The sequence below is a fragment of the Lysinibacillus sp. YS11 genome (assembly GCF_002896375.1).
GTDB lineage: Bacteria > Bacillota > Bacilli > Bacillales_A > Planococcaceae > Lysinibacillus > Lysinibacillus capsici.
Map to the genome: position 1 here is coordinate 142501 of NZ_CP026007.1, position 24621 is coordinate 167121.

Consider the following 24621-nt stretch of genomic DNA (forward strand, 5'->3'; position numbering starts at 1 on the left):
TAAAACGACATTGAAATTGTAACAAACACATTTATTTTTTTAAGTTTTTTATAGGCTTAATAACTTGGTTAAGTTATTAAGGGCGCACGGCGAATGCCTTGGCACTAGGAGCCGAAGAAGGACGGCACTAACACCGATATGCTTCGGGGAGCTGTAAGTGAGCTTTGATCCGGAGATTTCCGAATGGGGGAACCCACTACGTTTAATCGCGTAGTATCTTGACGTGAATACATAGCGTCTTGAAGGCAGACCCAGGGAACTGAAACATCTAAGTACCTGGAGGAAGAGAAAGAAAAATCGATTCCCTGAGTAGCGGCGAGCGAAACGGGAAGAGCCCAAACCAAGAGGCTTGCCTCTTGGGGTTGTAGGACACTCTATACGGAGTTACAAAAGAGCGAGTTAGATGAAGCGACTTGGAAAGGTCCGCCAGAGCAGGTAAAAGCCCTGTAGTCGAAAGTTCGTTCTCTCCTGAGTGGATCCTGAGTACGGCGGAACACGTGAAATTCCGTCGGAATCCGGGAGGACCATCTCCCAAGGCTAAATACTACCTAGTGACCGATAGTGAACCAGTACCGTGAGGGAAAGGTGAAAAGCACCCCGGAAGGGGAGTGAAAGAGATCCTGAAACCGTGTGCCTACAAGTAGTTAGAGCCCGTTAATGGGTGATAGCGTGCCTTTTGTAGAATGAACCGGCGAGTTACGATTACGTGCAAGGTTAAGCTTTAGAAGGCGGAGCCGCAGCGAAAGCGAGTCTGAATAGGGCGAAATAGTACGTGGTCGTAGACCCGAAACCAGGTGATCTACCCATGTCCAGGGTGAAGGTGAGGTAACACTTACTGGAGGCCCGAACCCACGCACGTTGAAAAGTGCGGGGATGAGGTGTGGGTAGCGGAGAAATTCCAATCGAACTTGGAGATAGCTGGTTCTCTCCGAAATAGCTTTAGGGCTAGCCTCGTGATGAGAATACTGGAGGTAGAGCACTGTTTGGACTAGGGGGCCATCCCGGTTTACCGAATTCAGACAAACTCCGAATGCCAGATATTTATACACGGGAGTCAGACTGCGAGTGATAAGATCCGTAGTCAAAAGGGAAACAGCCCAGACCACCAGCTAAGGTCCCAAAGTAATCGTTAAGTGGAAAAGGATGTGGCGTTGCACAGACAACCAGGATGTTGGCTTAGAAGCAGCCATCATTTAAAGAGTGCGTAATAGCTCACTGGTCGAGTGACGCTGCGCCGAAAATGTATCGGGGCTAAACGATTCACCGAAGCTGTGGATTGACATCTACGATGTCAGTGGTAGGAGAGCGTTCTAAGTGCGTTGAAGTCAGATCGGAAGGACTGGTGGAGCGCTTAGAAGTGAGAATGCCGGTATGAGTAGCGAAAGACGGGTGAGAATCCCGTCCACCGTATGACTAAGGTTTCCTGAGGAAGGCTCGTCCGCTCAGGGTTAGTCGGGACCTAAGCCGAGGCCGATAGGCGTAGGCGATGGACAACAGGTTGATATTCCTGTACCACCTCCTCACCGTTTGAGAAATGGGGGGACGCAGTAGGATAGGGTAAGCGCGCCGTTGGTTGTGCGCGTCCAAGCAGTAAGGCGTGTGTGTAGGCAAATCCGCACACTGTAACGTTGAGCTGTGATGGCGAGTCCGTATGGACGAAGTTCCTGATTTCACACTGCCAAGAAAAGCCTCTATCGAGGTGAGAGGTGCCCGTACCGCAAACCGACACAGGTAGTCGAGGAGAGAATCCTAAGGTGTGCGAGAGAACTCTCGTTAAGGAACTCGGCAAAATGACCCCGTAACTTCGGGAGAAGGGGTGCTCTTGAGCGTGCAAGCGCATGAGAGCCGCAGTGAATAGGCCCAGGCGACTGTTTAGCAAAAACACAGGTCTCTGCAAAACCGTAAGGTGACGTATAGGGGCTGACGCCTGCCCGGTGCTGGAAGGTTAAGAGGAGTGGTTAGCGCAAGCGAAGCTGCGAATTGAAGCCCCAGTAAACGGCGGCCGTAACTATAACGGTCCTAAGGTAGCGAAATTCCTTGTCGGGTAAGTTCCGACCCGCACGAAAGGCGTAACGATCTGGGCACTGTCTCAACGAGAGACTCGGTGAAATTATAGTACCTGTGAAGATGCAGGTTACCCGCGACAGGACGGAAAGACCCCGTGGAGCTTTACTGTAGCCTGATATTGAATTTTGGTACAACTTGTACAGGATAGGTAGGAGCCAGAGATCTCGGAGCGCCAGCTTCGAAGGAGGCGTCGGTGGGATACTACCCTGGTTGTATTGAAATTCTAACCCATGCCCCTTAGCGGGGCAGGAGACAGTGTCAGGCGGACAGTTTGACTGGGGCGGTCGCCTCCTAAAAGGTAACGGAGGCGCCCAAAGGTTCCCTCAGAATGGTTGGAAATCATTCGTAGAGTGTAAAGGCACAAGGGAGCTTGACTGCGAGACCTACAAGTCGAGCAGGGTCGAAAGACGGGCTTAGTGATCCGGTGGTTCCGCATGGAAGGGCCATCGCTCAACGGATAAAAGCTACCCCGGGGATAACAGGCTTATCTCCCCCAAGAGTCCACATCGACGGGGAGGTTTGGCACCTCGATGTCGGCTCATCGCATCCTGGGGCTGTAGTCGGTCCCAAGGGTTGGGCTGTTCGCCCATTAAAGCGGTACGCGAGCTGGGTTCAGAACGTCGTGAGACAGTTCGGTCCCTATCCGTCGTGGGCGTAGGAAATTTGAGAGGAGCTGTCCTTAGTACGAGAGGACCGGGATGGACACACCGCTGGTGTACCAGTTGTCTTGCCAAAGGCATCGCTGGGTAGCTATGTGTGGACGGGATAAGTGCTGAAAGCATCTAAGCATGAAGCCCCCCTCAAGATGAGATTTCCCATTACGCAAGTAAGTAAGATCCCTCAAAGACGATGAGGTAGATAGGTTCGAGGTGGAAGTGTGGTGACACATGGAGCTGACGAATACTAATCGATCGAGGACTTAACCAAAACGTTTGAAGCATTCAATGTATCGTTTATCCAGTTTTGAAAGAATAAATCTTTCAATTAAATACAAAGTCTAGTGATGATGGCAAAGAGGTCACACCCGTTCCCATACCGAACACGGAAGTTAAGCTCTTTAGCGCCGATGGTAGTTGGGGGCTTCCCCCTGTGAGAGTAGGACGTCGCTAGGCAAAAGAAAGATCAGAGAATAAATTCTCTGGTCTTTTTTGTTATCTCAAAGTAGGCTGTCCATGGAAAAGGACAGCCGTATATACTAAAACTCAAGAGCACTCCGAAGATCATTTAGGTAAGATTGACTTACTGGTAACTCACTTCCATCAATTAAAGTGACAATAAAATTTGACGTTAAATCACGTGCCATTTTTTTTATGAAATGTATATTTACAATGTAAGATCTATGGATACGAATAAAATATGATGGTAATCGTAATTGAAGTTCTTTAAGTGTAATACTTGTTTTATACTGATCCCCCTCTACATAAAACCATGTTTTTTTCTGTAGGCTTTCAATATGAGATATTTTATTAATTGCTACAGGATTCCATTCCTCCTCTTGCTTTCCAGTTAAAAATTGAAATGGTTCTGCTCTTTTTGCTGTAAATGATGACGGTAGGATAATGACGAGAGCAGCAGGCTTATTTTGAATGTATATGGGATAACCAATGCCATAATATGGCGTATCGAAAAGAGAATTATCTAAAATAGCATCTGTTTTTTTTTGAGTCTGTAACACTTGGTCGGCAATACTCCCAGGTAATACTTGTTGACCTATCTCTAAATGAATACTTTGGTGACCAGAGTGAAAATAAACATAAGCATTTTCAACAGCAATAGCAATGGATGAATCAGCAGGTATCCAGTCTTTCAACATAAAAATATATTGTTGTGAAATATCTTTTACGAAAGAATTTAACTCATTGTTCATTGTGAATATCCCCCTTGTTTGTAAACAGTCTTCCAAATTTCATCGTCAAAAAAGGTAGTTTTATCCTTAAAATTTGATCTTTTATCGAAAAATAATGAAAATTCAAATAGTCTGTTATATATTAATTTACAACAAATAAACCTGTTATGGAACAGATAATTAAAAGTTTTTTAACAGAGTATATTGTACACAAAGGGGAAGGTGGAATTTCAATATGTCAACTCGTCAAGAAAGAATCGAAGCTTTAGAAAAACAATGGGCTGAAAACCCACGTTGGGCTGGTATTGAACGCACATATTCAGCTGAAGAAGTTGTTAAATTACAGGGGACAGTAGTAATTGAACAAACACTAGCACAAAAAGGTGCTACTCGACTTTGGAATTCATTACATGAGGAACCGTTTATCAATGCATTGGGGGCATTAACGGGGAATCAGGCAGTACAACAAGTAAAAGCTGGATTAAAGGCTATCTATCTATCAGGCTGGCAAGTAGCTGCTGATGCAAACCTGTCTGGTCAAATGTATCCTGACCAATCATTATATCCAGCTAACTCTGTACCAGCAGTAGTAAAACGAATTAATCAAGCGCTTCAACGTGCAGATCAAATTGATCATGCTGAAGGACGTGTTGATCAATTTGATTGGTTCGCGCCAATCGTAGCAGACGCAGAAGCAGGTTTTGGTGGGCCTCTAAACGTATTCGAGCTTGTAAAAGGTATGATTGAAGCAGGAGCAGCGGGTGTTCACTTAGAAGATCAATTAGCATCTGAAAAGAAATGTGGACACCTTGGAGGTAAAGTATTACTTCCAACACAAAATGCTGTTCGTAACTTAGTAGCTGCACGTTTAGCAACAGATGTAATGGGTGTAGATACAATTTTAATTGCACGTACAGATGCTGATGCTGCTGATATGGTTACATCAGATATTGATCCACGTGATGCAGAGTTCATCACTGGTGAACGCACACCTGAAGGCTTCTTCCGTACAAAAGCTGGAATCAAACAAGCAATTGCTCGTGGTTTAGCTTACGCTCCATATGCAGATTTAATTTGGTGTGAAACTTCTAAACCATCACTTGAAGAAGCTAGAGAATTTGCTGAAGCTATTCATGCTGAGTTCCCAGGTAAAATGCTTGCATACAACTGCTCACCTTCATTCAACTGGAAGGCAAATCTTTCAGAAGAAGAAATTGCAGAGTATCAACGTGAACTTGGTAAGTTGGGTTACAAATTCCAATTCGTTACTTTAGCAGGTTTCCATGCACTTAACCACTCTATGTTTGAGCTTGCTCATGACTATAAAGATAATGGTATGGCTGCATATTCTAAGCTACAACAAGCAGAATTTGCTTCTGAGTCTAAAGGCTATACAGCTACACGTCACCAACGCGAAGTAGGTACTGGATACTTTGATGAAATCTCTCAAGTTATCTCTGGTGGTACTTCTTCTACAACAGCAATGGCAGGTTCTACTGAAACAGAACAGTTTGTATAAGTCGTAGTTTAAATACGTGTTTTCCTAAATTCATAATCATAGAATAGTCTCCTCCGCTCCTCCTAAAGCGGAGGATGACGAAACTAAAATGGCAAAGGTGGGTAAACAGCTAATGGAACAAGCAACGACAGGTAAGCTTAAAATTGTTGGAGAACAAAATGAGCAAACTAATGAAATTTTGACACCTGAAGCTCTTGAATTTGTTCTTGCTCTGCACGAAAAATTTGATGCTCGTCGCAAGGAGCTGTTGGAGGCTCGACAAGAACGCCAAAAACGACTTGATGCGGGAGAGAAGCTGGATTTCCTACCAGAGACAAAGCATATTCGGGAAGGTGATTGGGTAATCGCACCACTTCCAAACGACTTACAAGATCGCCGTGTTGAAATTACAGGGCCAGTTGATCGGAAAATGGTTATTAATGCGTTAAATTCTGGAGCAAAAATGTTCATGGCATGCTTTGAAGATGCATCTTCTCCGACATGGGAAAATATGATTGGCGGTCAAATTAATATGCGTGATGCTATTAATAAGACGATTGAGTTTACACAAGAATCCAATGGTAAAACATATAAATTAAATGATGAGACAGCAGTGCTGTTAGTTCGTCCACGAGGTCTACACTTGCTTGAGAAGCATGTCCTGGTGGATGGAGAGCCGATTTCTGGCAGTTTCTTTGACTTCGGTTTATACCTATTCCACAATGCCAAAAACGCACTTGCACAAGGTACAGGGCCATATTTCTATCTACCAAAACTTGAAAGTCATTTAGAGGCTCGACTATGGAATGATGTCTTTGTGTTTGCTCAAGATTATATTGGTATTCCACAGGGGACAATAAAAGCTACTGTATTAATCGAAACGATTTTAGCTGCGTTTGAGATGGATGAAATTTTATATGAGCTACGTGAACATTCAGCTGGTTTGAATTGCGGTCGTTGGGATTATATTTTCAGCTATATTAAGCGTCTACGCAATCAAGCTGATGTTATTTTGCCAGACCGTGGGCAAGTAACGATGACAGTACCTTTTATGAAAGCCTATACATCTTTATGTATTCAAACATGTCACAAGCGAAATGCACCAGCAATGGGCGGAATGGCAGCTCAAATTCCAGTTAAAAATGACGATGAGGCCAATGCAGTGGCATTTGCAAAGGTGGCAGAAGATAAACGTCGTGAGGCAACAGAGGGGCATGACGGTACATGGGTAGCACATCCTGGTATGGTTGCAACAGCGATGGAGCAATTTGATGCAATTATGACAACTCCTAACCAAATTCATAAAAAGCGTGAGGATGTACAAGTATCTGCCGAAGATTTAGTAGCTGTACCAGAAGGAACAATAACAATTGAAGGTCTACGTATTAACTGTAGTGTTGGTGTACAATATATTGCTTCATGGCTTCGAGGTAACGGAGCTGCACCAATTAATAACTTGATGGAGGATGCTGCAACAGCAGAAATCTCTCGTACACAAGTATGGCAATGGATCCGTCATCCGAAAGGAATCTTAGATGATGGACGTGGTATTACACTAGCATTTGTTTTAGAAATATTGGAAGAAGAACTTGTGAAAATTAAAGAGGCTGTTGGGGAACAAGCTTATAACAGTGGTCGCTATGAAGAAGCTGCTGAACTGTTTAAATCCTTAATTGAACAAGATGAATTTGCGGAATTCTTGACACTTCCAGGGTATGAAAAATTAGCGTAAAATACAAGTCTACTATCCAACATATCAAACTTTCCTAATAACTATCTAAGGATTGCACTCGAGTACAATCCAGCCTATTCCACTAACATAACGTGACGGGGTCTGTTCCCCCGTTTAAAGAGATGAGCACGATTGAATTAAAAGGGGTCTATAAATAAAAGTTAAGAGATTTTAAGGGGTAAAGATGTCTTACTAGCTTAGATGGGGAGCAGTAAGGCATCTTTTATATAGTACATCCGCGTAACTGCTTTTTTAGTTACGCGGTTTTTCTATGCTAATTTACTACGGCTATTACAAAGCCGTCATACCCTTTGACACCAACTGTTTGTATAGCTGTTGCTTCAATTCTCGGGTTTGCTTTTACTAAATCCATAAATTCTTGTACGCCTCTAACACGTTCATCCTCACTATTTTCATTAATTACCTCACCATTACGTACAACATTATCTGCAATAATAAGAGCGCCAGAGTTTGCTAATTTTAAAGCCCACTTCAAGTAAGCGGGGTTATTAGGTTTATCAGCATCAATAAAGATAAAGTCAAATAATAGTCCAGCGTTTTTTAAGTTTGGTAATGTATCTAGGGCATTTCCTACAATGACCTCAACCTTTGGTCCATACCCTGCATTCGCTATATTTTGCTTGGCAACTTTGGCGTACTCTTCATTAATTTCTAATGTCACAACTTTTCCTGCCTGAGGAAGAGCTTGGGCTAAACAAATACTGCTATAGCCTCCAAGTGTGCCGATCTCTAAAATATTTACCGCACTTTTCATTTTTGCGAGTAAATATAATAGTCTCCCTTGAGTAGGAGATACATCAATCTCTGGAATACCTGCAGCTTTATTAGCCTGTAGTGCAGTATTAAGATGTTCGTTTTCTGAAAGGAGCTTAGTCATGAAATAGTCATCTACGTATTGCCAAACATTTAATTCTGTCATTATACAGTCCTCATTTCATTATGCTTTAAAGTGCAAGCTTGCCAATCAAGTGTATGATAGAATGAATCATAATAAAAATATATTATTATTATTAATACATAACTAAAGATTATGAATTGAGGTTAAATCATGAATAGTCATGGCTTAAAATTGTTTTATCAAGTTGCGGTTACAGGCAGTTTTACAAAAGCTGCAGAAATGCTATGCATAAGTCAACCTGCAGTTTCAAGTCAAATCAAACGTTTTGAACATGAAATTGGAGTCCAGCTATTTCAACAACAGGGACGTGGTGTAGTACTTACTGAATTCGGTGTGACACTAGCAGAAAAAGCTCAAAATCTTATTGCTCTTGAGCAACATATTGCAACATTTATAGAAGATTATCGACTTGCAAGAACTGGGAATTTACACATTGTTGCAACTTTCTTACCTGCTAATTTTTTAATTCCTAAATGGGCGGCTACTTTCAAGGCTGCTAATGAACAGGCGAATTTAATGATTACAACAACCAACACAAAGGATGCCTTTGAACAGTTAATAAACTATAAAGCGGATATGGCTATTTACGGTGGGGGAATGTCTGAAAGACCTAAGGAAATAGAGTGGGAGGAATTATATGAGGATGAATTATGGTTTGTAGTATCGCCAAATCATCGCTATGCACATCAATCTATTACATTAGTTGAAATGTTTCAGGAGCCTTTTATTATGAGAGAAGTAGGTAGTTCGATGAGGGAGCATCTTTTCTCATTATGTCAAACATACCAAGTGAGACCACCAAATATCGCACTCCAATTTAATGGTATTCATGAAACCATTCGCTCAGTCATGGCGGGCTATGGTGCAAATTTTATTTCTTCTCTTGCGGTTAGAGAGTATGTAGAGAGTGGGCAATTGGCGAGAGTTTATGTGAAGGATATTCATGCCATTAAACATAAAATTGCAATTTGTACAAGGAATAATGAGAAGCAGAATTTACTTGTGCAAAGGTTTATTGAAACCATAAAAAATTCCCCCATTTAAACATTTGAATCTCATGCAAGGTGGAGAGAAATTTGTTATATTAGTTGTATAACAAATGTGGAGCTGATAAACATGTTTATTCAAATAGAATTTCAATCAGACGTACCTATTTATGAGCAGGTAACACGTCAAATTATTGAAGGAATTGCTAGAGGAGAAATGAAGCCAGGTGATACTTTGCCATCTGTGCGGAGTTTAGCTGCCGATTTAGGTGTTAATATGCATACTGTTAATAAGAGTTATCATGAATTAGAGGCGAAAGGGATTATTACCATTCGGCCAAAATCTGGAGCTATTATAAGTTCAGCAGAGGAGAGAGCTTTATCACCTGAGCAACTACGACAAATCGAAAAGAATTTAAAACCTGTTGTGGCAGAAGGAATGGTGCTCGGTGCAACAGCTGAACAAATTGAGCACATGATGAAAAAAGTATTTGCTGATTTGCAAATTCCAGCAGAGGGAGTGTAGCAAAATGCTACTTGGCGTTTTTATAACCATTTACATCATGACATTAGCTTTGCAAATAGTCGTTCCCTATATTGTAAGAGAGACTATCGTTTTTGGAGTCACAGTGCCTGATCAAATTATTAAGCATCCCATCTTAGCTCAGTTGAAAAAACAGTATGTGCGGTTCGTAGGGGGAACAGGGATAGTTTTTCTAATCATCATGATTATAAGTTACAATCAATTTGCTCCTTCTGAAGCTATTCAAAGTATTGTTTTATTAAGCTGTTTGTTTAGTATGCTTACAGTAAGTATGGCGTTGTATTGGATAAATCATCAAAAGGTATCGAAGTTGAAAAAACAAGAGCAGTGGGGTGCAAATATTAAACAAGTACGGGCAGTGGATTTAACTGCAAGAAGTCGTGATGAAATGCTTCCTTGGTCTTTTTTTGCTGTACCATTAGGAATATCCGTATTTTTGATCATTTACACATACCTTCATTACGATCTCATGCCAAATGATATAGCAGTACATTGGGGGCCGAGTGGTGAAGCGGATGCATGGAGAAACAAGACCTATTTTACGGCTATTTCACTGCCACTGGTAATGCTAATGATGCAATGTATGATGTGGGGAATTACCGACTCCATTAAACGTTCTGCAATTAAATTAGCTGTAAATCGCAAAGAGGAATCGTTGGAGGATCAGCTAAAAACACGAAAATACATGAGTTGGCAAATACTACTGATAAGTTCTGCATTAACAGCTTTATTAACAATTTTACAATTAAGCAACATCTATCCTTCTATGACAGTAGGCTATAAGCTATTACCAGTATTTATTTTGTTCTTAGTTGTTTTGCTGGGTTCATTACTGATATATGTGGTGAAAAAGTATAAACATAAAGTACGCTATGAAGCAAATATAGATTCCCAGGTAATGGACGTGGATGAGGATCGTTATTGGAAGGGCGGCTTAATTTATATGAATCGACAAGACCCATCCGTTTTTGTGGAGAAACGCTTCGGGGTAGGATGGACCATGAACCTTGCCAATCCTAGAGGCTATATTGTGATTGGTTTACCTTTTCTCTTATTGCTGTTGATTTCTATATTTTCGTTATAAAATAATAGTAATTTGTGATGAAAAAATTCGTTCTATATGATCGGATTTTTTCTTATTAACTGGAGGTGGGCAGATGAAGATCCTTGTTGTCGATGATGACGTTCATATTTTACAGCTAGTCAATATTTATCTTACAAAGGAAGGCTACCAAGTGCTACTTGCTGAAAATGCAAAGCAGGCACTAGCCTTACTCGAAGGGAATCTGCCTGATTTAGCTGTTGTCGATGTGATGATGCCAGGAATGGATGGTTTTACACTAACAGAGTATTTAACTCAAGATTATGATATTCCTGTTTTATTATTAACAGCAAAAGGTGAGCTAGAGGATAAAGAACGTGGCTTTTTAGCAGGATCTGACGATTATGTTGTAAAGCCCTTTGAACCAAAGGAATTATTATTTCGTATAGCTGCAATTTTGAGGAGATTTGATAAAAAAAATCAAGTAACCATTCAAGTAGGTAAACTAGTAATTGACCGACGAAGCTTTGAGGTTGTAATAGGGGAAAATACACTTATATTACCTTTAAAGGAATTTGAATTACTGGCTTTGTTAGCATCACGCCCCCATCAAGTATTTACTCGCAGCTATATTATGGAACAAGTATGGGGCTATGACTATGATGGAGATGAGCAAACGTTAAATACGCATGTGAAGCGGATTCGTGAAAGATTAAACCGATATGACACGGCTGTTGAAATTACAACAGTAAGAGGTGTTGGCTATAAGCTAGAGGAAACAACATGAAAACGTTATATAGTAAATTTGTTGTAACAACAATGCTAGTAATGATTGGAAGCTTATGTATGGGCTTTTTGGTAACGAATACCTATTACCATCAAGTTGTAAAAGAAAAAAATGATGCGAAAAACGTTAGCATAGCACAGGATATTGTGCATTATATTGAGACAGACGAACCAGAAGATTTAAATAGCTATCTGACAACCTTGGGTGAAATCGGCTATCAAATATATGTGACAACTGGTGAGGAGGGGCATTTTTTTGGCGGTCCATATCGTGATAAAACATTGTCAACATCTGTTGTGGAGCATGTTTTAAATGGGGAAACCTATCATGGTATGCGAGATTTTCCTAAAGAAACCTTTGTAACAGGATTTTTTGCTAACGAACTGAATAATACAATTGGTGTGCCATTTACCTATGAAAGCAAGTCCTATGCACTATTCATAAGACCAGATATTCGTTTATTGTTTTCTGAGGTGCATACAATACTCGCAGGATTAATGTTGGTTATGACAGTACTGAGTCTTCTTGCCATGCTACTATTTGCTAAAGCATTAATTCGCCCCATTACGAAGTTAACAGCAGCCACTCAACAGCTAGCACATGAAAAATTTGATACAGTTCTAGATATTGATCGTGCAGATGAAATTGGTCAATTAGCATCAAGCTTTAATAGGATGACCGAGAGATTACAGGAAAATGATCGTACACGGAAGGAATTTATTAGTAATGTATCACATGATTTTCAGTCGCCTTTATTAAATATTCAAGGGTATGTAGATTTACTGAAAAATCCTTCCCTTACTGAACAGGAAAGACAGGAATATGCAGCAATCATAGAGCTAGAAACAAAACGCCTATCTACATTAACCAAACAGTTATTATTATTAACTTCCCTTGACCAATCGACAAGAATTGTAAAACGAGAGTCTTATCGTTTAGATGAACAGTTAAAGGAAACCGTACGAAAGTATCGTTGGCAAATGGAAGAGTCACAGCTTCAAATATCATATAAGCTTGAGCAAATTATTTTTGATGGCGATGCAGGGCTTTTACAAAATGTATGGGATAATTTACTGACAAATGCCATTAAATATAATGTAGAGGGTGGGCAAATACATCTACATCTACATTTACAAAAAAGATCTGCCTCACTTGAAATTCTTGTTGAGGACAGTGGGATAGGAATGACTGAGGATCAATTAGCAAAAGCATATGACCGTTTTTATCGCGCCGATGCGTCTAGAACCAAGCAAGGGACAGGGCTAGGCTTAGCGATTGTCAAACAAATTGTTGAGCTACATGGAGGGACCATACAGATGCAAAGTACGATGCATGCGGGCACAAAGGTTTATATCCATCTACCAATTTTGTCATAAGGAGTTCATATAAAGTTCATGTTCACACGATAAACTGCTACTTAGTTGAAACACAACTAGGGGGAGTTATCGTATGGAACAAAAGTGGAGCATACGTCTTATTCGATTAGCGGCAATCTTTGCTTTAATCGGCACATATTTAGGTTCACATATGTCGGGATCAGGTAGCTATGAATATAGACCGATACATGCACATATTTTACTGGTCGGCTGGCTTAGTATGTTTGCCTGGGGTATTTTTTATAGAGCCTTCAAAGTGAAATCACAAAAATTAGTAACCATTCATGGTTGGACAGCTATTGTGGGTGTTCTGGGCTTAACGTTAGGCATGTGGTTTTACAATATAAATCCATTTAATTTTGGTAGCACTTTTACATTAGTCTTCTTTATTGTAGGAGGAACTACACTATTAATTAGCTTTGCTTTATTTATTGTTGTAACATTTATGATTCAACAACAAAAGGATAATAGCAGTCTTTAATAAAACCTACCGTGTCATTCGTGATGCGGTAGGTTTTAAAATATTTATTTAATTTCTTCAAGTGACTTTTTCAGCCATCTTGTCGCCTCTTGATAGTCTTGTGCAACACCATGCCCTTTTTTGTATAGCATACCAAGCTGGAATTGGGCTTTTTGATGTCCTTGATTAGCAGATAGTCGATAAAGCTGGGCTGCCTTTGCAAAGTCCTTTGGTACGCCCTGTCCATGAATGTGCATTTGGGCTAATTGGTATTGTGCTTTCATATGTCCTTGTGACGCAGCCTGTTCAATCCATTTAGCTGCCTCTGTGTAATCCTGCTCTACCCCTTTACCTTTATCAAATATATTGCCTAGTTGATACTGCGCACCTGCATGGCCTTGAATGGCTGCTAGGCGATAACATCTGCGCGCCTCCTCAAGATTTAAGGCTACCCCTAATCCCTGTTCATATAGTAGACCTAATTGATATTCAGCTTGAATATGTGATTGATCAGTTGCTGCTCGCCACCATATCACGGCCTCCTTATAATTTATAGGAACACCATTTCCAGATGTCAGTAATAGGCCAAGCTCATACTGAGCATCTGCATAGCCTTTTTCTGCCGCAGACCTAAAATATGACATTGCTTTGGCTGGATCTTGAAGCTGATATACATATAGACGTCCTAGCTCGAAGCCAGCGCTGATATGGCCATTGTCAGCAGCTAGCAGTAGCCACTTTTCTGCTGACACAAGATTCTGTTCTTTTTCATACAGCAGGCCAAGACAGTATTGAGCATTTAAATGTCCTTTATGTGCCGCTAGCTTGAACCATTTTAAAGCTTCTATATGATCTTCTATCATTCCTTGCCCAGTATTATAGAGCATGGCCAGTTGAAACTCTGCGTTAACATGGTCCTGTAAAGCAGCCATATGAAACCATTTTGCCGCTTCTTCTTGGTTTTGGGGAATACCACGCCCTTTTAGATGCATATAGCCGAGATTGTATTGAGCACTTGCATCTCCAGTTAAGGCAGCCATTTTGAAATAAGCAACGGCTTTATCATAGCTTTGCTCCACACCCGTGCCATTATGATAAAGGAAGCCTAGATTGTTTTGGGCACTTGTATTACCTTGATTGGCTGCTAAGGTATACCACTTGGCAGCTTCGTTAAAATTTTGAGATAGGCCTAAGCCTTGATTATAGAGTACACCTAAATTGTATTGAGCGTCAGCATTCTCTAAATCAGCAGCTATTTGGTAATGTCGTGCAGCCTCTAGATAATCCTGTATAACACCTTGGCCTAGATGATAAAGTACACCAAGGCTATAGTGAGCATTTGCGTCATTTTGTGCGGCAGCTCGTTCATACCACATTTTTGCAAGCCGATAGTCCCTTTCTACCCCTCGACCATGATTGTAAAGAGCACCTAAGTTATATTGAGCACTTGCATCTCCGTTCTGGGCAGCTACTTCAAACCATTTGACAGCATGTTCGTAAGCCTCTTGAGACTGCTCATGCTGAAGTATATTTTTATCAAATATTGAAGGAAGTTCTGTGGCATGAGAAGACATGCGGTTCGATTTGAAACTACGATCATAGCGCTTCATAAACCATTCAACAATATCGCTAAGATAATCTAAAACAATTTTAGCTGCTTTGGCTTCTACAATGTCATTACTAGTATGGCTTGTCATTTTATGAATTAGATTCATCAATAAATAAATCCGACGAGGATGAATTTGCGCCACAAAACTTCGATTATTTAATAGCATTCGGACATTTTTGAGTTTAGGTTCGGTATGCATTTCCAATCGGTAAATCTCATATAAAATTTCCTCTAATACAAGAAGTGACTTCTGTAAGGATTCTGCTGGGGTTGAAATGGCGAGCAAACTAGCATCCTGTAAATTTTTAGCTAATATTGTGAAGGACAGCTGTCTTAATTTTTGACATTGTTCTTCAAGATTTTCATAATGCATGACGAAAGTACTCACCTCTTTCAGTTAATTACCTCGGCGTCGTTGCAAGCAATTTCTTATTCAACCTTTTTACAAAGCGCCTCTTCATCTCTTTGTTCATATATCGGAGAAAAATCGATATTATTGATATGTTTTAATGGGATTCATCAGTTGAATTGTTGCTGTTACATGATACTATTTGATATAAGGGAGATTCGTAGCTACGGAGAACCTGTCAGCCTTTAGGTGGGGGATGAAATGAAAAATATTGCAGCTATTATACCAGCATATAATCCACAACAATCACTCATTACCTATGTACATCAATTGCTAGCAACGACTATTACACAAATCATCATTGTCAATGATGGGAGTGATCAAAAATATAAAGATATTTTTGAAAACCTAGATAAAATTGAACGCTGCCAAGTACTACAGCATGATTGCAATATTGGTAAGGGTGGCGCACTTAAGACCGCCTTTGCATATATACGAGAACAACAAGCGAGGTGCCATGGTATCCTTACAGTTGGGGCCCATGGGCAACATACTTTACAAGATGTGAAGCTTGTTTTAACGATGACAAAGGTGTTTTCTGAAGGGATTGTGCTAGGTGTACGTAACTTTCGTTCAACTGATAGTACATTTCTTTCTTACTGGGGAAATCGTGCAACAAGCTTATTTTTCGAGATACTATATCATAAGAAATTAATGGATACACAAACAGGTTTACGTTATATTTCCATCAATGAGTTGCCTTGGTTAATGAAAGTAAAAGGTGAACGCTATGATTATGATACAAACATGTTAGTTGCTGCACTTAAAAGAAAGTGTCCAGTTTTCGAAGTTGAAATTGGGCAATTACGTATAAAGAAGAATTCAATAATTCAGTACGATGAAATAACAAACGCTGGTACCATTATTACGAGAATGCTCATAAATTATCTAAAGCCAAGGAATAGTAATGGCTAGGTTTAAATTTAAAACAATGAGCTAGGATAAAGAATAACGATCACTCATTAGAGCGTAGCGAGTATAAGAGAAGGAGCAATGTATATGGAATATTCAGATCAAGTGAAAAATCGTGTGAAACGGATGGAAGGACAGCTACGTGGCATTTTGAAAATGATGGAGGAGGAAAAAGACTGTAAGGCAGTCATTACACAATTATCAGCAGTACGCTCTGCTGTAGACCGTACAGTTGGGGTTATTGTTAGTACAAACCTATTGGAATGTGTACAGAATGCTGAAGGGGATGGCGAAAAAATGAACGAAGCCATTCAGGAAGCAGTTAATTTAGTGGTGAAAAGTAGATAATTTTCTAAACTCCTGAACAATTACAGAATCTAAATTGAAATAAAACTCACTATTAATTAGGTGAGTTTTATTATTTTGCAAAAAAATAGTTATATTCGCTAATTATATTTTATTATTAGGTATTTTATATTATATAAAATTTAATATATTTTTAGTTAAAAGTCTTAGTTAGTGAACTTGTATGATAGCTTAGTAGGTACATTCTTTGCTATGCTAAATAGTGAAGAAAGAATCAAAGGGAAGGTGATGAGTGATGAAAAAATTATTGTTATGTGGTGCGGCTTTATTGATATTAAGTCCAACTGCAGTCTATGCAAAACAAACAGAAAATACCTCCCAAATTTATCCTATGGTAGCTAACTCAACAGTAGCAAATTGGGATCAATTAACAGAAGAACTTGCAAAGCAAATACAAAACTTTGAGACCGATATAAAAATTACGTATACAGGCAAAATAGGCGACCTCAAAAAAGAAATGATGGACGCACTTGAAAAAGCTAAGCAACAAGCCGTTTATGCAAGTGGACATATAGAAAGTACCATGGTTTCCGCAGATTCTCTAGGGAATGTAACGTATAAAATGAAGTACCTGACAAGTCAAACTCAAGAAGTAGCTGTACAAAAAAAGATTAATCTAATATTGAAAAATATTATCAAACCTTCTATGACAGATTTCCAAAAAGTAAAAGCTATTAACGATTATATTGTATCCAATACTATGTACGGGACTAAAACTAAGGCAAGTCCACATAGTGCTTATGCTTTGTTTTTTGAAGGACAAGCTGTATGTCAGGGTTATGCATTGGCAGCACATGCTATGTTAGAGCAGTCTGGGATAGAGACAAAATATGTTGTAGGTTTTGTAAATGGGAATGAGGCACATGCTTGGAATTTAGTAAAGGTTGATGGGAAATGGTATCATTTGGATACAACATGGAACGATCCTTTGCCAAATCGCGTTGGTGCGGCGTCCTATGACTATTTTTTAGTGTCGGACAATCAAATTAGCAAAGATCACACTTGGATTAAAGGAAATTATCCTACTGCTACAAGCACTAAATACAGTTATATGCTTAATGTTCATTTCGCACATCAGTTAAATAATATTGTTTATTTTAGTAATACTGCAGATAACGATAAACTGTATAAGCTTGATATGACTAGTGGTAGCAAGTCAAAGGTATTAGATAAACGTGCGTTGTATATTACAGGGACTAATCAAAACCTATATTATAGTGATTACAGTAACGGTGGGTATTTGACAAAACTAGATTTAAAAACGTTAAAAGCTGAGGTGCTAGTGAAGCAGCCAGTAACAAATTTAAAGGTTAGTGACAATTATTTACTGTATAATGTCCAGACAAAAGAACATAAACTTAAAATTAATTAAGTCAACAAACAAATATTAACAGGCACAAATGGACCCTTAAGTGAGTTCTTTGTGCTTTTTTTGTATATAATGTAAAGAAGACGGTTGGAGGTGAGGAGTTTGTGGAAGAAATTAGCTATAATTGCCATTATTATTATTTTTATTGATCCTATTTATACGGCTGGTAAGGCTGTTGTTCAGCAGGTGGTCGATTGGACAAATAATGATGAAATAGAAACTATGCTACTTTCAACTAAAGAGAAGATTGTAGATGTTACTGCAAGACTTTCAGATAATGCCTCAATTGAAACAGCCCTACCTATAGAAGATGTCCATGAAGCGGAGGTAGCCCCTACAGCTCCACCTATTCAGAAACCTGAAACAAAGTTAGTCGTGACAAATGCCAAGGAACTGGCTGATGCGATGTATGCGTATTATAATAGCTTTTCACCAAAGTTTGAAATTCAATATAAAGGGAATACACAGCGAATTGAACAAATTGTAGAAGAGGCCTATAACAATGCTATCAAACGCGATGACTATGTTTACGGCCATGTAAGTAAACATTCAATTCGATATGAATATGGGCGAAATAAAGCAACTATTTTTGGAGAACAGAGCTATTTAATGACGCCAGAGCAGGCGGCATATGTAGAGATGAATGTTCAAGAAATTATTGCTAAGATTAGTAAAAAATCTATGACGGATGTAGAAAAGGTACGAGCTGTCAATGACTATATTGTTGCCAATACTTCCTATACAGAACAAACGAATTCTAGCCCACACAGCGCTTATACCGTTCTTGCCGAGCACGGGGGAGTATGTCAGGGCTATGCTTTACTTGCCCACTCTATGCTTCAAAAATTGGGTATTGAAACAAAATATATCGTAGGCTATGTAGGTCAAGAGGGACATGCGTGGAATCTAGTCAAGCTGGATGGACAATGGTATCATCTCGATACGACATGGAATGATCCAGTACCAGATCGTAAGGGCGCAATACGCTACCAATACTTTTTAGTAGATGACCGTACAATGGCGAAGGATCACACGTGGATTGCTGAAGACTATCCAAAAGCAACAAGCACACTGTATAGTTATTATCATGATATAGACTTCCCAGCACAGGTTGGAGACCAATTGTTTTATAGTAATATTGCAGATGACAATAAGTTATATGTACTAGATATGAAAACTGGTAAAACGAAGCGTGTCACAAATTCCCGTGCACAATATATCGTTTATTCGGATGGTTGGCTCTACTTTAGTAATTATTCACGAGGGGCGTATTTAACAAAGATTCGTCCAGATGGTAGTGGAGAAGAGGTACTAAATAGGGAGGATTCGAAGGATTTATTTATAAAGGATGGGTATCTCTATTTTACGACGAATGAATTGAAGAGACTGGCACTTTAAAAGCAAGAAAAGGGCAATGACTTATAAACAGTCATATGCCCTTTTTGTTCGTTCAATTAAATAAGTAATAGGCTGATGCTGACAAAGGATAATGTCCACTTGAGGATACATGAAGGTTATTTCCTCTGTAAACATCTTTAAAATGAGTGGATTATGCTTGATGGCACCACCATTGCAATATAGATTAAATGGTGTATTCTGATAGTTAATTTTTTTCAATACAGCGTTTGCTAGAATAGCTAGTTCGTGGGCTGCTTGTTGAGATATTTCGATGGCACAAGCATCTTTTTGCTCGACTGCCTTTGCCACAAAGGAACCCATCTTGGCCAGTTGTGCATTGGTATAGGAAGGGCGGAATAGCCATTCAGCGAGCTCTGTAACATCTTGTATACCTAAAGATTGATAGACGGCTTCCTTTAAGATTGTTGGTTTCCCACGACCATCCTCCATTTTAAATATAGCTCTTACGACTTCCTGCCCTAACCAATACCCACTTCCCTCATCGCCAGCCCGATGTCCCCAACCCCCTACACGTACAATCCGCTGCCCATCAAAGGCATAGGCAATAGCTCCTGTTCCAGCGATGAGTAGTGCACCTGCCTGTCCAGCAGTCACACCTAATAGTGTGGCCTCCGCATCATTTTCAATAATTAGTGTATCGATTTGTAACTGTGTGGTCTGAAGAGCATTTTGAACAATGGCCACGACGGTTGCATGATCCTTCGGAGAATCAATGCCAGCTAAAGCAAAGGTAGCTACAGCAATTTGAGAATTAGGATACTTTTGCAAAAATGTTTCAACATTTGCTAAAAGCTCTTGTAAGATTGCTGTAGCTGATTCAACACCAATGGCTTGATAATTAGAGCCTTTAGCGGATATAGAATATTCAATGTCACCAGATTCAGCATGAACAACAGCACATGCTGTTTTTGTCGCCCCACCATCAATAATTAATAACCATTGCTTCATTGATTCCATTCCTCTAGAAAGGCTGTTAGTTCTTTTTCTGCTTCAATAATGGAATTTTCCTTTAAGCGAATCCATTCATAAAAATCATGGGCATTCAGTTTGGAACGTTCAAGGGCAGCTTTCATAGTGGCTGGAGCGGGTCCACCTAGTAATGTTCGTACACCAACAAAAGATTCTGGTTTTAATGTCTTATAGAAATCCTCTTCTGAAATAGTTAATTCCTTGCCCGTGATCAATTTCGATTGTGTATTTGCAAGTCCCCATGTAAGACTAGCTAATGATTCCTCTCCATGAGCAAGTAGAACCTTAATACATTTACTAACAATACTATGTGCTTGACGGAAGGAAATTCCCTCTGAACGGACTAATGTATCAGCTAGCTCAGTGACATTCGCAAAGCTATTTTCAGCGCGATTTTTTAACTTCTTCTTATTGACATCCATTGTAACAACAAGCGAACCAAACAACTTATAAATACCAATTAAGCGGTCAATGGCACGCCATAAATAAGGCTGCATATCATCCTCAGTGTCTACGATATCGCCAAAAGGTGTATTATGTACCATCTGTAATACTGTACTTGCATCTCCTACAACCGCAGATAGTAATGAGCGTGTATGTTCTATAGAAACAGGATTACGCTTTTGAGGCATAATAGAGCTTATTTGCACATATGGACTTGCGAGTGTAAACGCATTAAACTCCTGAGTAGCCCATAATAAAAAATCTTGAGAAGTACGGCCAAGATTGAGTGCTGCAAGCTGTACAATACTTGCAGCCTCAGCTATATAATCTGCTCCTGCAACCGCATCCCATGCATTTTCGATAATATCATCAAAGGCTAGTAGATCACGCATACGTTCTCTACTAATATTAAAGCCTGTCGTTGTTAAGGCAGCGGCTCCCATACTGCTACGATTGACGGTTTTATAGACATGCTGCATTCGTTCAAAATCACGCTCTAGCTGATCGATGACGGCCTTTAAATAATGGGCGAAGGTTGTAGGCTGGGCCTGCTGTGTATGTGTGTAGCCAATCATAATGGTATCGATATGTTCCTCTGCAGCAGCGATTAAATCATCACGTAATGTTAGTAACTCGCGCATTAATAGTAATAATTTTTTTCTTAATGTCATTCGATAGATGGCAATACCCATATCATTTCGGCTTCTGCCAATGTGAAGATTTCCAGCAACATCACCAGCAAGCTCTATTAATTTATTTTCAATGCGGAAAAATAAATCCTCATATTGGGGACTGTAATCCTCTAAACGATAATAATTTAAGTCAATTTTTTTAGAGCTATCCCAATTTGCTTTGCTTCATCTTTTTTTACAAGTCCTTGTTCTTCTAACATTTTTAAATGAGCAATATTGATTTGTAGCATAATTGTTAAAAAATTTTTTTTTGCCTCATCATAAGCTGGCTGTAAAACGATTTTTCGATAGATGTTAGAAGGGAATATCATCCCATCTTCCAGCTGTGTTTTATTGCGAAAATCTTCAAACATTGTCATGGCCCCCTAATAGATTGGCAGCTAAATGGCTGTACCAGCACTGCCTTTTGATAGTTTTTCAGAAATAATAAGGACAACTAAAATTAAACAAATTTGTAAGACACCATAAGCACAGGCGGTCCCAAATTTAAATGCATATAATTTTTGGAATATCGCTACAGACAATGGAATAGTGGATGTACTGTAAATTAGAATGGATGCAACGAATTCACCAAAGCTTTGCACGAGGGCTAAGAGTGTCCCTGCTAAAATCCCGGTGAATGTTAAAGGCACGACAATACGTCTAAATGTATACCACCAGTTGGCTCCTAAGCCACGTGATGCCTCTTCAATCGATTGATCTAGCTGTACAAGAGAGGCGGATGTTGATCGAAAAACAAGTGGTAAATGTCGAATAAAGTAGGCTAATGGCAAAATCCAAAATGTCCCGATCAATACTTGATTAAAACTAAAGATACTTTCTGTACTAAAAGCAGCAATTAAATTAACAGCAACAACTGTTCCTGGCAAAGCCCAAGGTACCATTATCAAAATATCGAGCAAGGTTTTCCCTTTAAAATTTAAGCGCACCATAGCATAAGCAGCCGCGACACCAAAGATAATATTGCCCAGTGTTGCAATGACACCCATTTGAATGGAGTTCCAAATAGGTCGCCATGTGCGCTCATCGGTAAAAAGGGCAATATAATGATCAATTGTATAGTCGGTCGGGAGAATTTGCGTTTTCCAAGCGCCATCCACAGAAAAAGAGATCAATATCAACACTAAAATAGGCAGTATCAATATTAATGTGCCAACAAAAGAAGCGATTGTTGCGATAATTTTTACCTTTTTTGAGGATACCTCTGAACGATGAACACTAATTCCCTTACTTAGATTTTGATAATTTCTGCGATTTTGATACCAGCGCATAATGATTAAAAAAGTGATAGATACAAAAGATAATATCATCGACTGTGTCGCAGCCATCTCAAGATTACCATTTGTACGTGATAAATAAATTTGCATCGTCATAGTACGCTCTACACCAAACATCAAAGGTGCAGTATAAGAAGCCATAGAAATCATAAACACCAATAAGGATGAGGCAACAATAGAAGGTGTGAGCATTGGTAAAATAACCTTTGTCCATACGCGAATACGCCCTGCACCCAGACTAGTAGCTGCCTCTTCAAGAGCAGGATCAAGCCCCTTAATAGCAGCAGAGGCAGTCAAATAGAAGTACGTATACATTGTGAATGTATGAACAACGATGACGCCCCATATTCCCTTCAAGGCAAAAGGAACGTGATCCAACCCAAATAGATGCTGAAAAATTCGTGGGAAAATCCCGCTATCACCATATAAAAATGAAAAGGATAAAACACCTACTAGAGGAGGAAGTGCCATTGGAACCAAAACTAAAACAGACAATATCCGTCTCCCAGGGAAATTATAGCGTTCTAGTAAAAAGGCCATTGTTACCCCAACAAGTGCACAGCAAATAACACTGATAAATGAAATATAAATACTGGTCCACAAGGCCTCTAAATTTGCTGGACTAGCTATATCAAAAAATTTCTTATAGTGCAAGAATGCTTCATCGCCAGCAAAGCTTTGGATGAAAGTTTGATAGAAGGGGTAAACCACATAGGCGAATAACACTAAAAATAATGGCGATATTAAAACATAGACAAACCAATTAGCATGAAAAATTCGCGTCCAAGTACTTTCAGACTGTTTCCCCATATTGGCTTCCTCCTATTCCCCTAAAAAGTACAGTGAATCTTGTGCCATATGGATTGTAATATCTTCACCGATCTTTTTGATTTGGTCATAAGAATTAATAAGCATTACTTTAAGTGAGAACGCAGTAAAATCTACAATATAATTAACGCTAATGCCTGTGAATTCAACAAATGTAATTTTTCCTGTTAATGTGTTTTCACCAGTTCCAAGTTGAATCGATTCTGGACGAATAGAAATAAATACTTTGTCTCCAATCATATGCGTTAAAGAGGGAGAGCTTTGTTGCTTTCGCCCAGTTAAATTATGTCCATTCACTGTTCGTACTTGTACATTTTCCCCATCAATAGCTTGGATTGAGCATTCAATTAAATTAGTTTCACCAATAAAATTTGCCACAAAACGATCCTTGGGTTGATGATAAATTTCCTGAGGAGTACCAATTTGTTTGATATAGCCATTTTCCATGACCATAATTCGATCCGACATAGACATGGCCTCCATTTGATCGTGAGTAACGTATATCGTTGTGACTCCAAGCTCAGATTGGATTCGTTTGATTTCAATACGTGTTTCCTCACGCAATTTTGCATCTAGATTGGATAGAGGTTCATCAAGCAATAAAATATCTGGCTCTATCACGAGTGCTCTAGCTAAAGCAACACGTTGCTGCTGTCCACCAGATAGCTCATTTATTTTTCTGTTGCCGTAAGCAGCAAGATGCACTTGGCCTCTAATTCGATCAACCTTGTGCTGAATCTCAGCTTTTGAAAATTTTCGAACTTGTAAACCAAATGCAATATTCTCATCAACTGTCATATGGGGGAAAAGGGCATAATTTTGAAATACCATGCCGATATTGCGCTTATTGGGCTGAAGTCGAGTGACATCTCGCTCATCAAAAAGAATTTTGCCTTTAGTAGGGTAATAAAAGCCTGCAAGCATCCTTAAAGTGGTTGTTTTGCCACAGCCGCTAGGACCGAGAAAGGTAAAAAATTCACCAGCTTTTATTTCAAGATTTAAGTCTTTCACGCCATACACTTGACCAAATTGCTTCGAGACATTTTCAATTCTGACACTTCTCAATCATT

The 24621-nt window shown here is 39.5% G+C and carries 18 protein-coding genes, 2 rRNA genes and 1 pseudogene; 14 read left to right on the forward strand and 7 right to left on the reverse strand.

Annotation, left to right across the window (positions count from 1 at the left end; translation table 11 throughout):
• Window positions 1-66 precede the first annotated feature (66 nt).
• Window positions 67-2994: ribosomal RNA gene (locus LBYS11_RS00730) — 23S ribosomal RNA — on the forward strand.
• A 69-nt stretch (window positions 2995-3063) separates the two neighbouring features.
• A 5S ribosomal RNA gene (gene rrf, locus LBYS11_RS00735) occupies window positions 3064-3179 on the forward strand.
• Window positions 3180-3262: 83 nt separating this feature from the next.
• On the opposite strand, the gene LBYS11_RS00740 is transcribed toward rrf, so the two are convergent.
• A complete protein-coding gene (locus tag LBYS11_RS00740) occupies window positions 3263-3934 on the reverse strand; it encodes a LytTR family DNA-binding domain-containing protein (RefSeq protein ID WP_054548492.1) in 672 nt (223 codons plus the stop codon).
• A 214-nt stretch (window positions 3935-4148) separates the two neighbouring features.
• Between LBYS11_RS00740 and aceA the strand changes: the two genes are divergently transcribed.
• Together aceA and aceB are read left to right on the forward strand one after the other, a co-directional pair.
• On the forward strand, window positions 4149-5432 hold the full coding sequence (gene aceA, locus LBYS11_RS00745; protein WP_004233046.1) for an isocitrate lyase: 1284 nt from the start codon (window positions 4149-4151) through the stop codon (window positions 5430-5432).
• A gap of 112 nt (window positions 5433-5544) precedes the next feature.
• Window positions 5545-7143, forward strand: a complete 1599-nt coding sequence (gene aceB, locus LBYS11_RS00750) for a malate synthase A (protein WP_048395937.1) — start codon at window positions 5545-5547, stop codon at window positions 7141-7143.
• A 274-nt stretch (window positions 7144-7417) separates the two neighbouring features.
• On the opposite strand, the gene LBYS11_RS00755 is transcribed toward aceB, so the two are convergent.
• A complete protein-coding gene (locus tag LBYS11_RS00755; RefSeq protein ID WP_103117259.1) occupies window positions 7418-8083 on the reverse strand; it encodes an O-methyltransferase in 666 nt (221 codons plus the stop codon).
• Window positions 8084-8212: 129 nt separating this feature from the next.
• Here LBYS11_RS00755 and LBYS11_RS00760 point away from each other — a divergent pair, with 129 nt between their 5' ends.
• From LBYS11_RS00760 to LBYS11_RS00785, 6 genes are all read left to right on the forward strand, one after another.
• Window positions 8213-9106, forward strand: a complete 894-nt coding sequence (locus LBYS11_RS00760) for a LysR family transcriptional regulator (RefSeq protein WP_103117260.1) — start codon at window positions 8213-8215, stop codon at window positions 9104-9106.
• 72 nt (window positions 9107-9178) lie between these two features.
• Window positions 9179-9574, forward strand: a complete 396-nt coding sequence (locus tag LBYS11_RS00765; protein WP_048395924.1) for a GntR family transcriptional regulator — start codon at window positions 9179-9181, stop codon at window positions 9572-9574.
• Window positions 9575-9578: 4 nt separating this feature from the next.
• A complete protein-coding gene (locus LBYS11_RS00770) occupies window positions 9579-10676 on the forward strand; it encodes a DUF1648 domain-containing protein (RefSeq protein WP_048395926.1) in 1098 nt (365 codons plus the stop codon).
• A 73-nt stretch (window positions 10677-10749) separates the two neighbouring features.
• The gene (locus LBYS11_RS00775; RefSeq protein WP_048395929.1) at window positions 10750-11421 is read left to right on the forward strand and encodes a response regulator transcription factor; all 672 of its coding nucleotides are present in this window, start codon (window positions 10750-10752) and stop codon (window positions 11419-11421) included.
• Entirely contained in the window at window positions 11418-12797 is a 1380-nt protein-coding gene (locus tag LBYS11_RS00780) for a HAMP domain-containing sensor histidine kinase (protein WP_103117261.1), read from the forward strand. The genes LBYS11_RS00775 and LBYS11_RS00780 overlap by 4 nt, the downstream gene beginning before the upstream one ends.
• Window positions 12798-12870: 73 nt before the next feature.
• On the forward strand, window positions 12871-13278 hold the full coding sequence (locus tag LBYS11_RS00785) for a hypothetical protein (protein ID WP_048395933.1): 408 nt from the start codon (window positions 12871-12873) through the stop codon (window positions 13276-13278).
• 44 nt (window positions 13279-13322) lie between these two features.
• Here the strand turns inward: LBYS11_RS00785 and LBYS11_RS00790 are convergent, their stop codons facing one another.
• Window positions 13323-15239, reverse strand: coding sequence for an SEL1-like repeat protein (locus LBYS11_RS00790; protein ID WP_048395934.1), 1917 nt, complete (start codon window positions 15237-15239; stop codon window positions 13323-13325).
• A gap of 237 nt (window positions 15240-15476) precedes the next feature.
• Between LBYS11_RS00790 and LBYS11_RS00795 the strand changes: the two genes are divergently transcribed.
• The 4 genes from LBYS11_RS00795 (at window position 15477) to LBYS11_RS00810 (ending at window position 19320) form a co-directional block, all read left to right on the forward strand.
• On the forward strand, window positions 15477-16190 hold the full coding sequence (locus LBYS11_RS00795) for a glycosyltransferase family 2 protein (protein WP_048395935.1): 714 nt from the start codon (window positions 15477-15479) through the stop codon (window positions 16188-16190).
• An 84-nt stretch (window positions 16191-16274) separates the two neighbouring features.
• Window positions 16275-16535, forward strand: coding sequence for a metal-sensitive transcriptional regulator (locus tag LBYS11_RS00800; RefSeq protein ID WP_004233098.1), 261 nt, complete (start codon window positions 16275-16277; stop codon window positions 16533-16535).
• Between the two features lie 253 nt (window positions 16536-16788).
• Window positions 16789-17925, forward strand: a complete 1137-nt coding sequence (locus LBYS11_RS00805) for a transglutaminase domain-containing protein (protein WP_103117262.1) — start codon at window positions 16789-16791, stop codon at window positions 17923-17925.
• A gap of 90 nt (window positions 17926-18015) precedes the next feature.
• Entirely contained in the window at window positions 18016-19320 is a 1305-nt protein-coding gene (locus LBYS11_RS00810) for a transglutaminase domain-containing protein (RefSeq protein ID WP_233436279.1), read from the forward strand.
• 21 nt (window positions 19321-19341) lie between these two features.
• On the opposite strand, the gene LBYS11_RS00815 is transcribed toward LBYS11_RS00810, so the two are convergent.
• The 4 genes and pseudogenes from LBYS11_RS00815 to LBYS11_RS00830 all read right to left on the reverse strand — a co-directional run bounded on the left by LBYS11_RS00815 (window position 19342) and on the right by LBYS11_RS00830 (window position 24616).
• Window positions 19342-20289: an N-acetylglucosamine kinase gene (locus LBYS11_RS00815; protein ID WP_103117263.1), complete on the reverse strand. Its 948-nt coding sequence runs from the start codon at window positions 20287-20289 to the stop codon at window positions 19342-19344.
• Window positions 20286-21799, reverse strand: a pseudogene (gene argH / locus LBYS11_RS00820) (argininosuccinate lyase). Before argH ends, LBYS11_RS00815 begins: the two are co-directional and overlap by 4 nt.
• A gap of 27 nt (window positions 21800-21826) precedes the next feature.
• A complete protein-coding gene (locus LBYS11_RS00825) occupies window positions 21827-23533 on the reverse strand; it encodes an ABC transporter permease (RefSeq protein WP_103117264.1) in 1707 nt (568 codons plus the stop codon).
• Window positions 23534-23545: 12 nt separating this feature from the next.
• Window positions 23546-24616, reverse strand: coding sequence for an ABC transporter ATP-binding protein (locus tag LBYS11_RS00830; protein WP_066038451.1), 1071 nt, complete (start codon window positions 24614-24616; stop codon window positions 23546-23548).
• Between the last annotated feature and the right edge of the window lie 5 nt (window positions 24617-24621).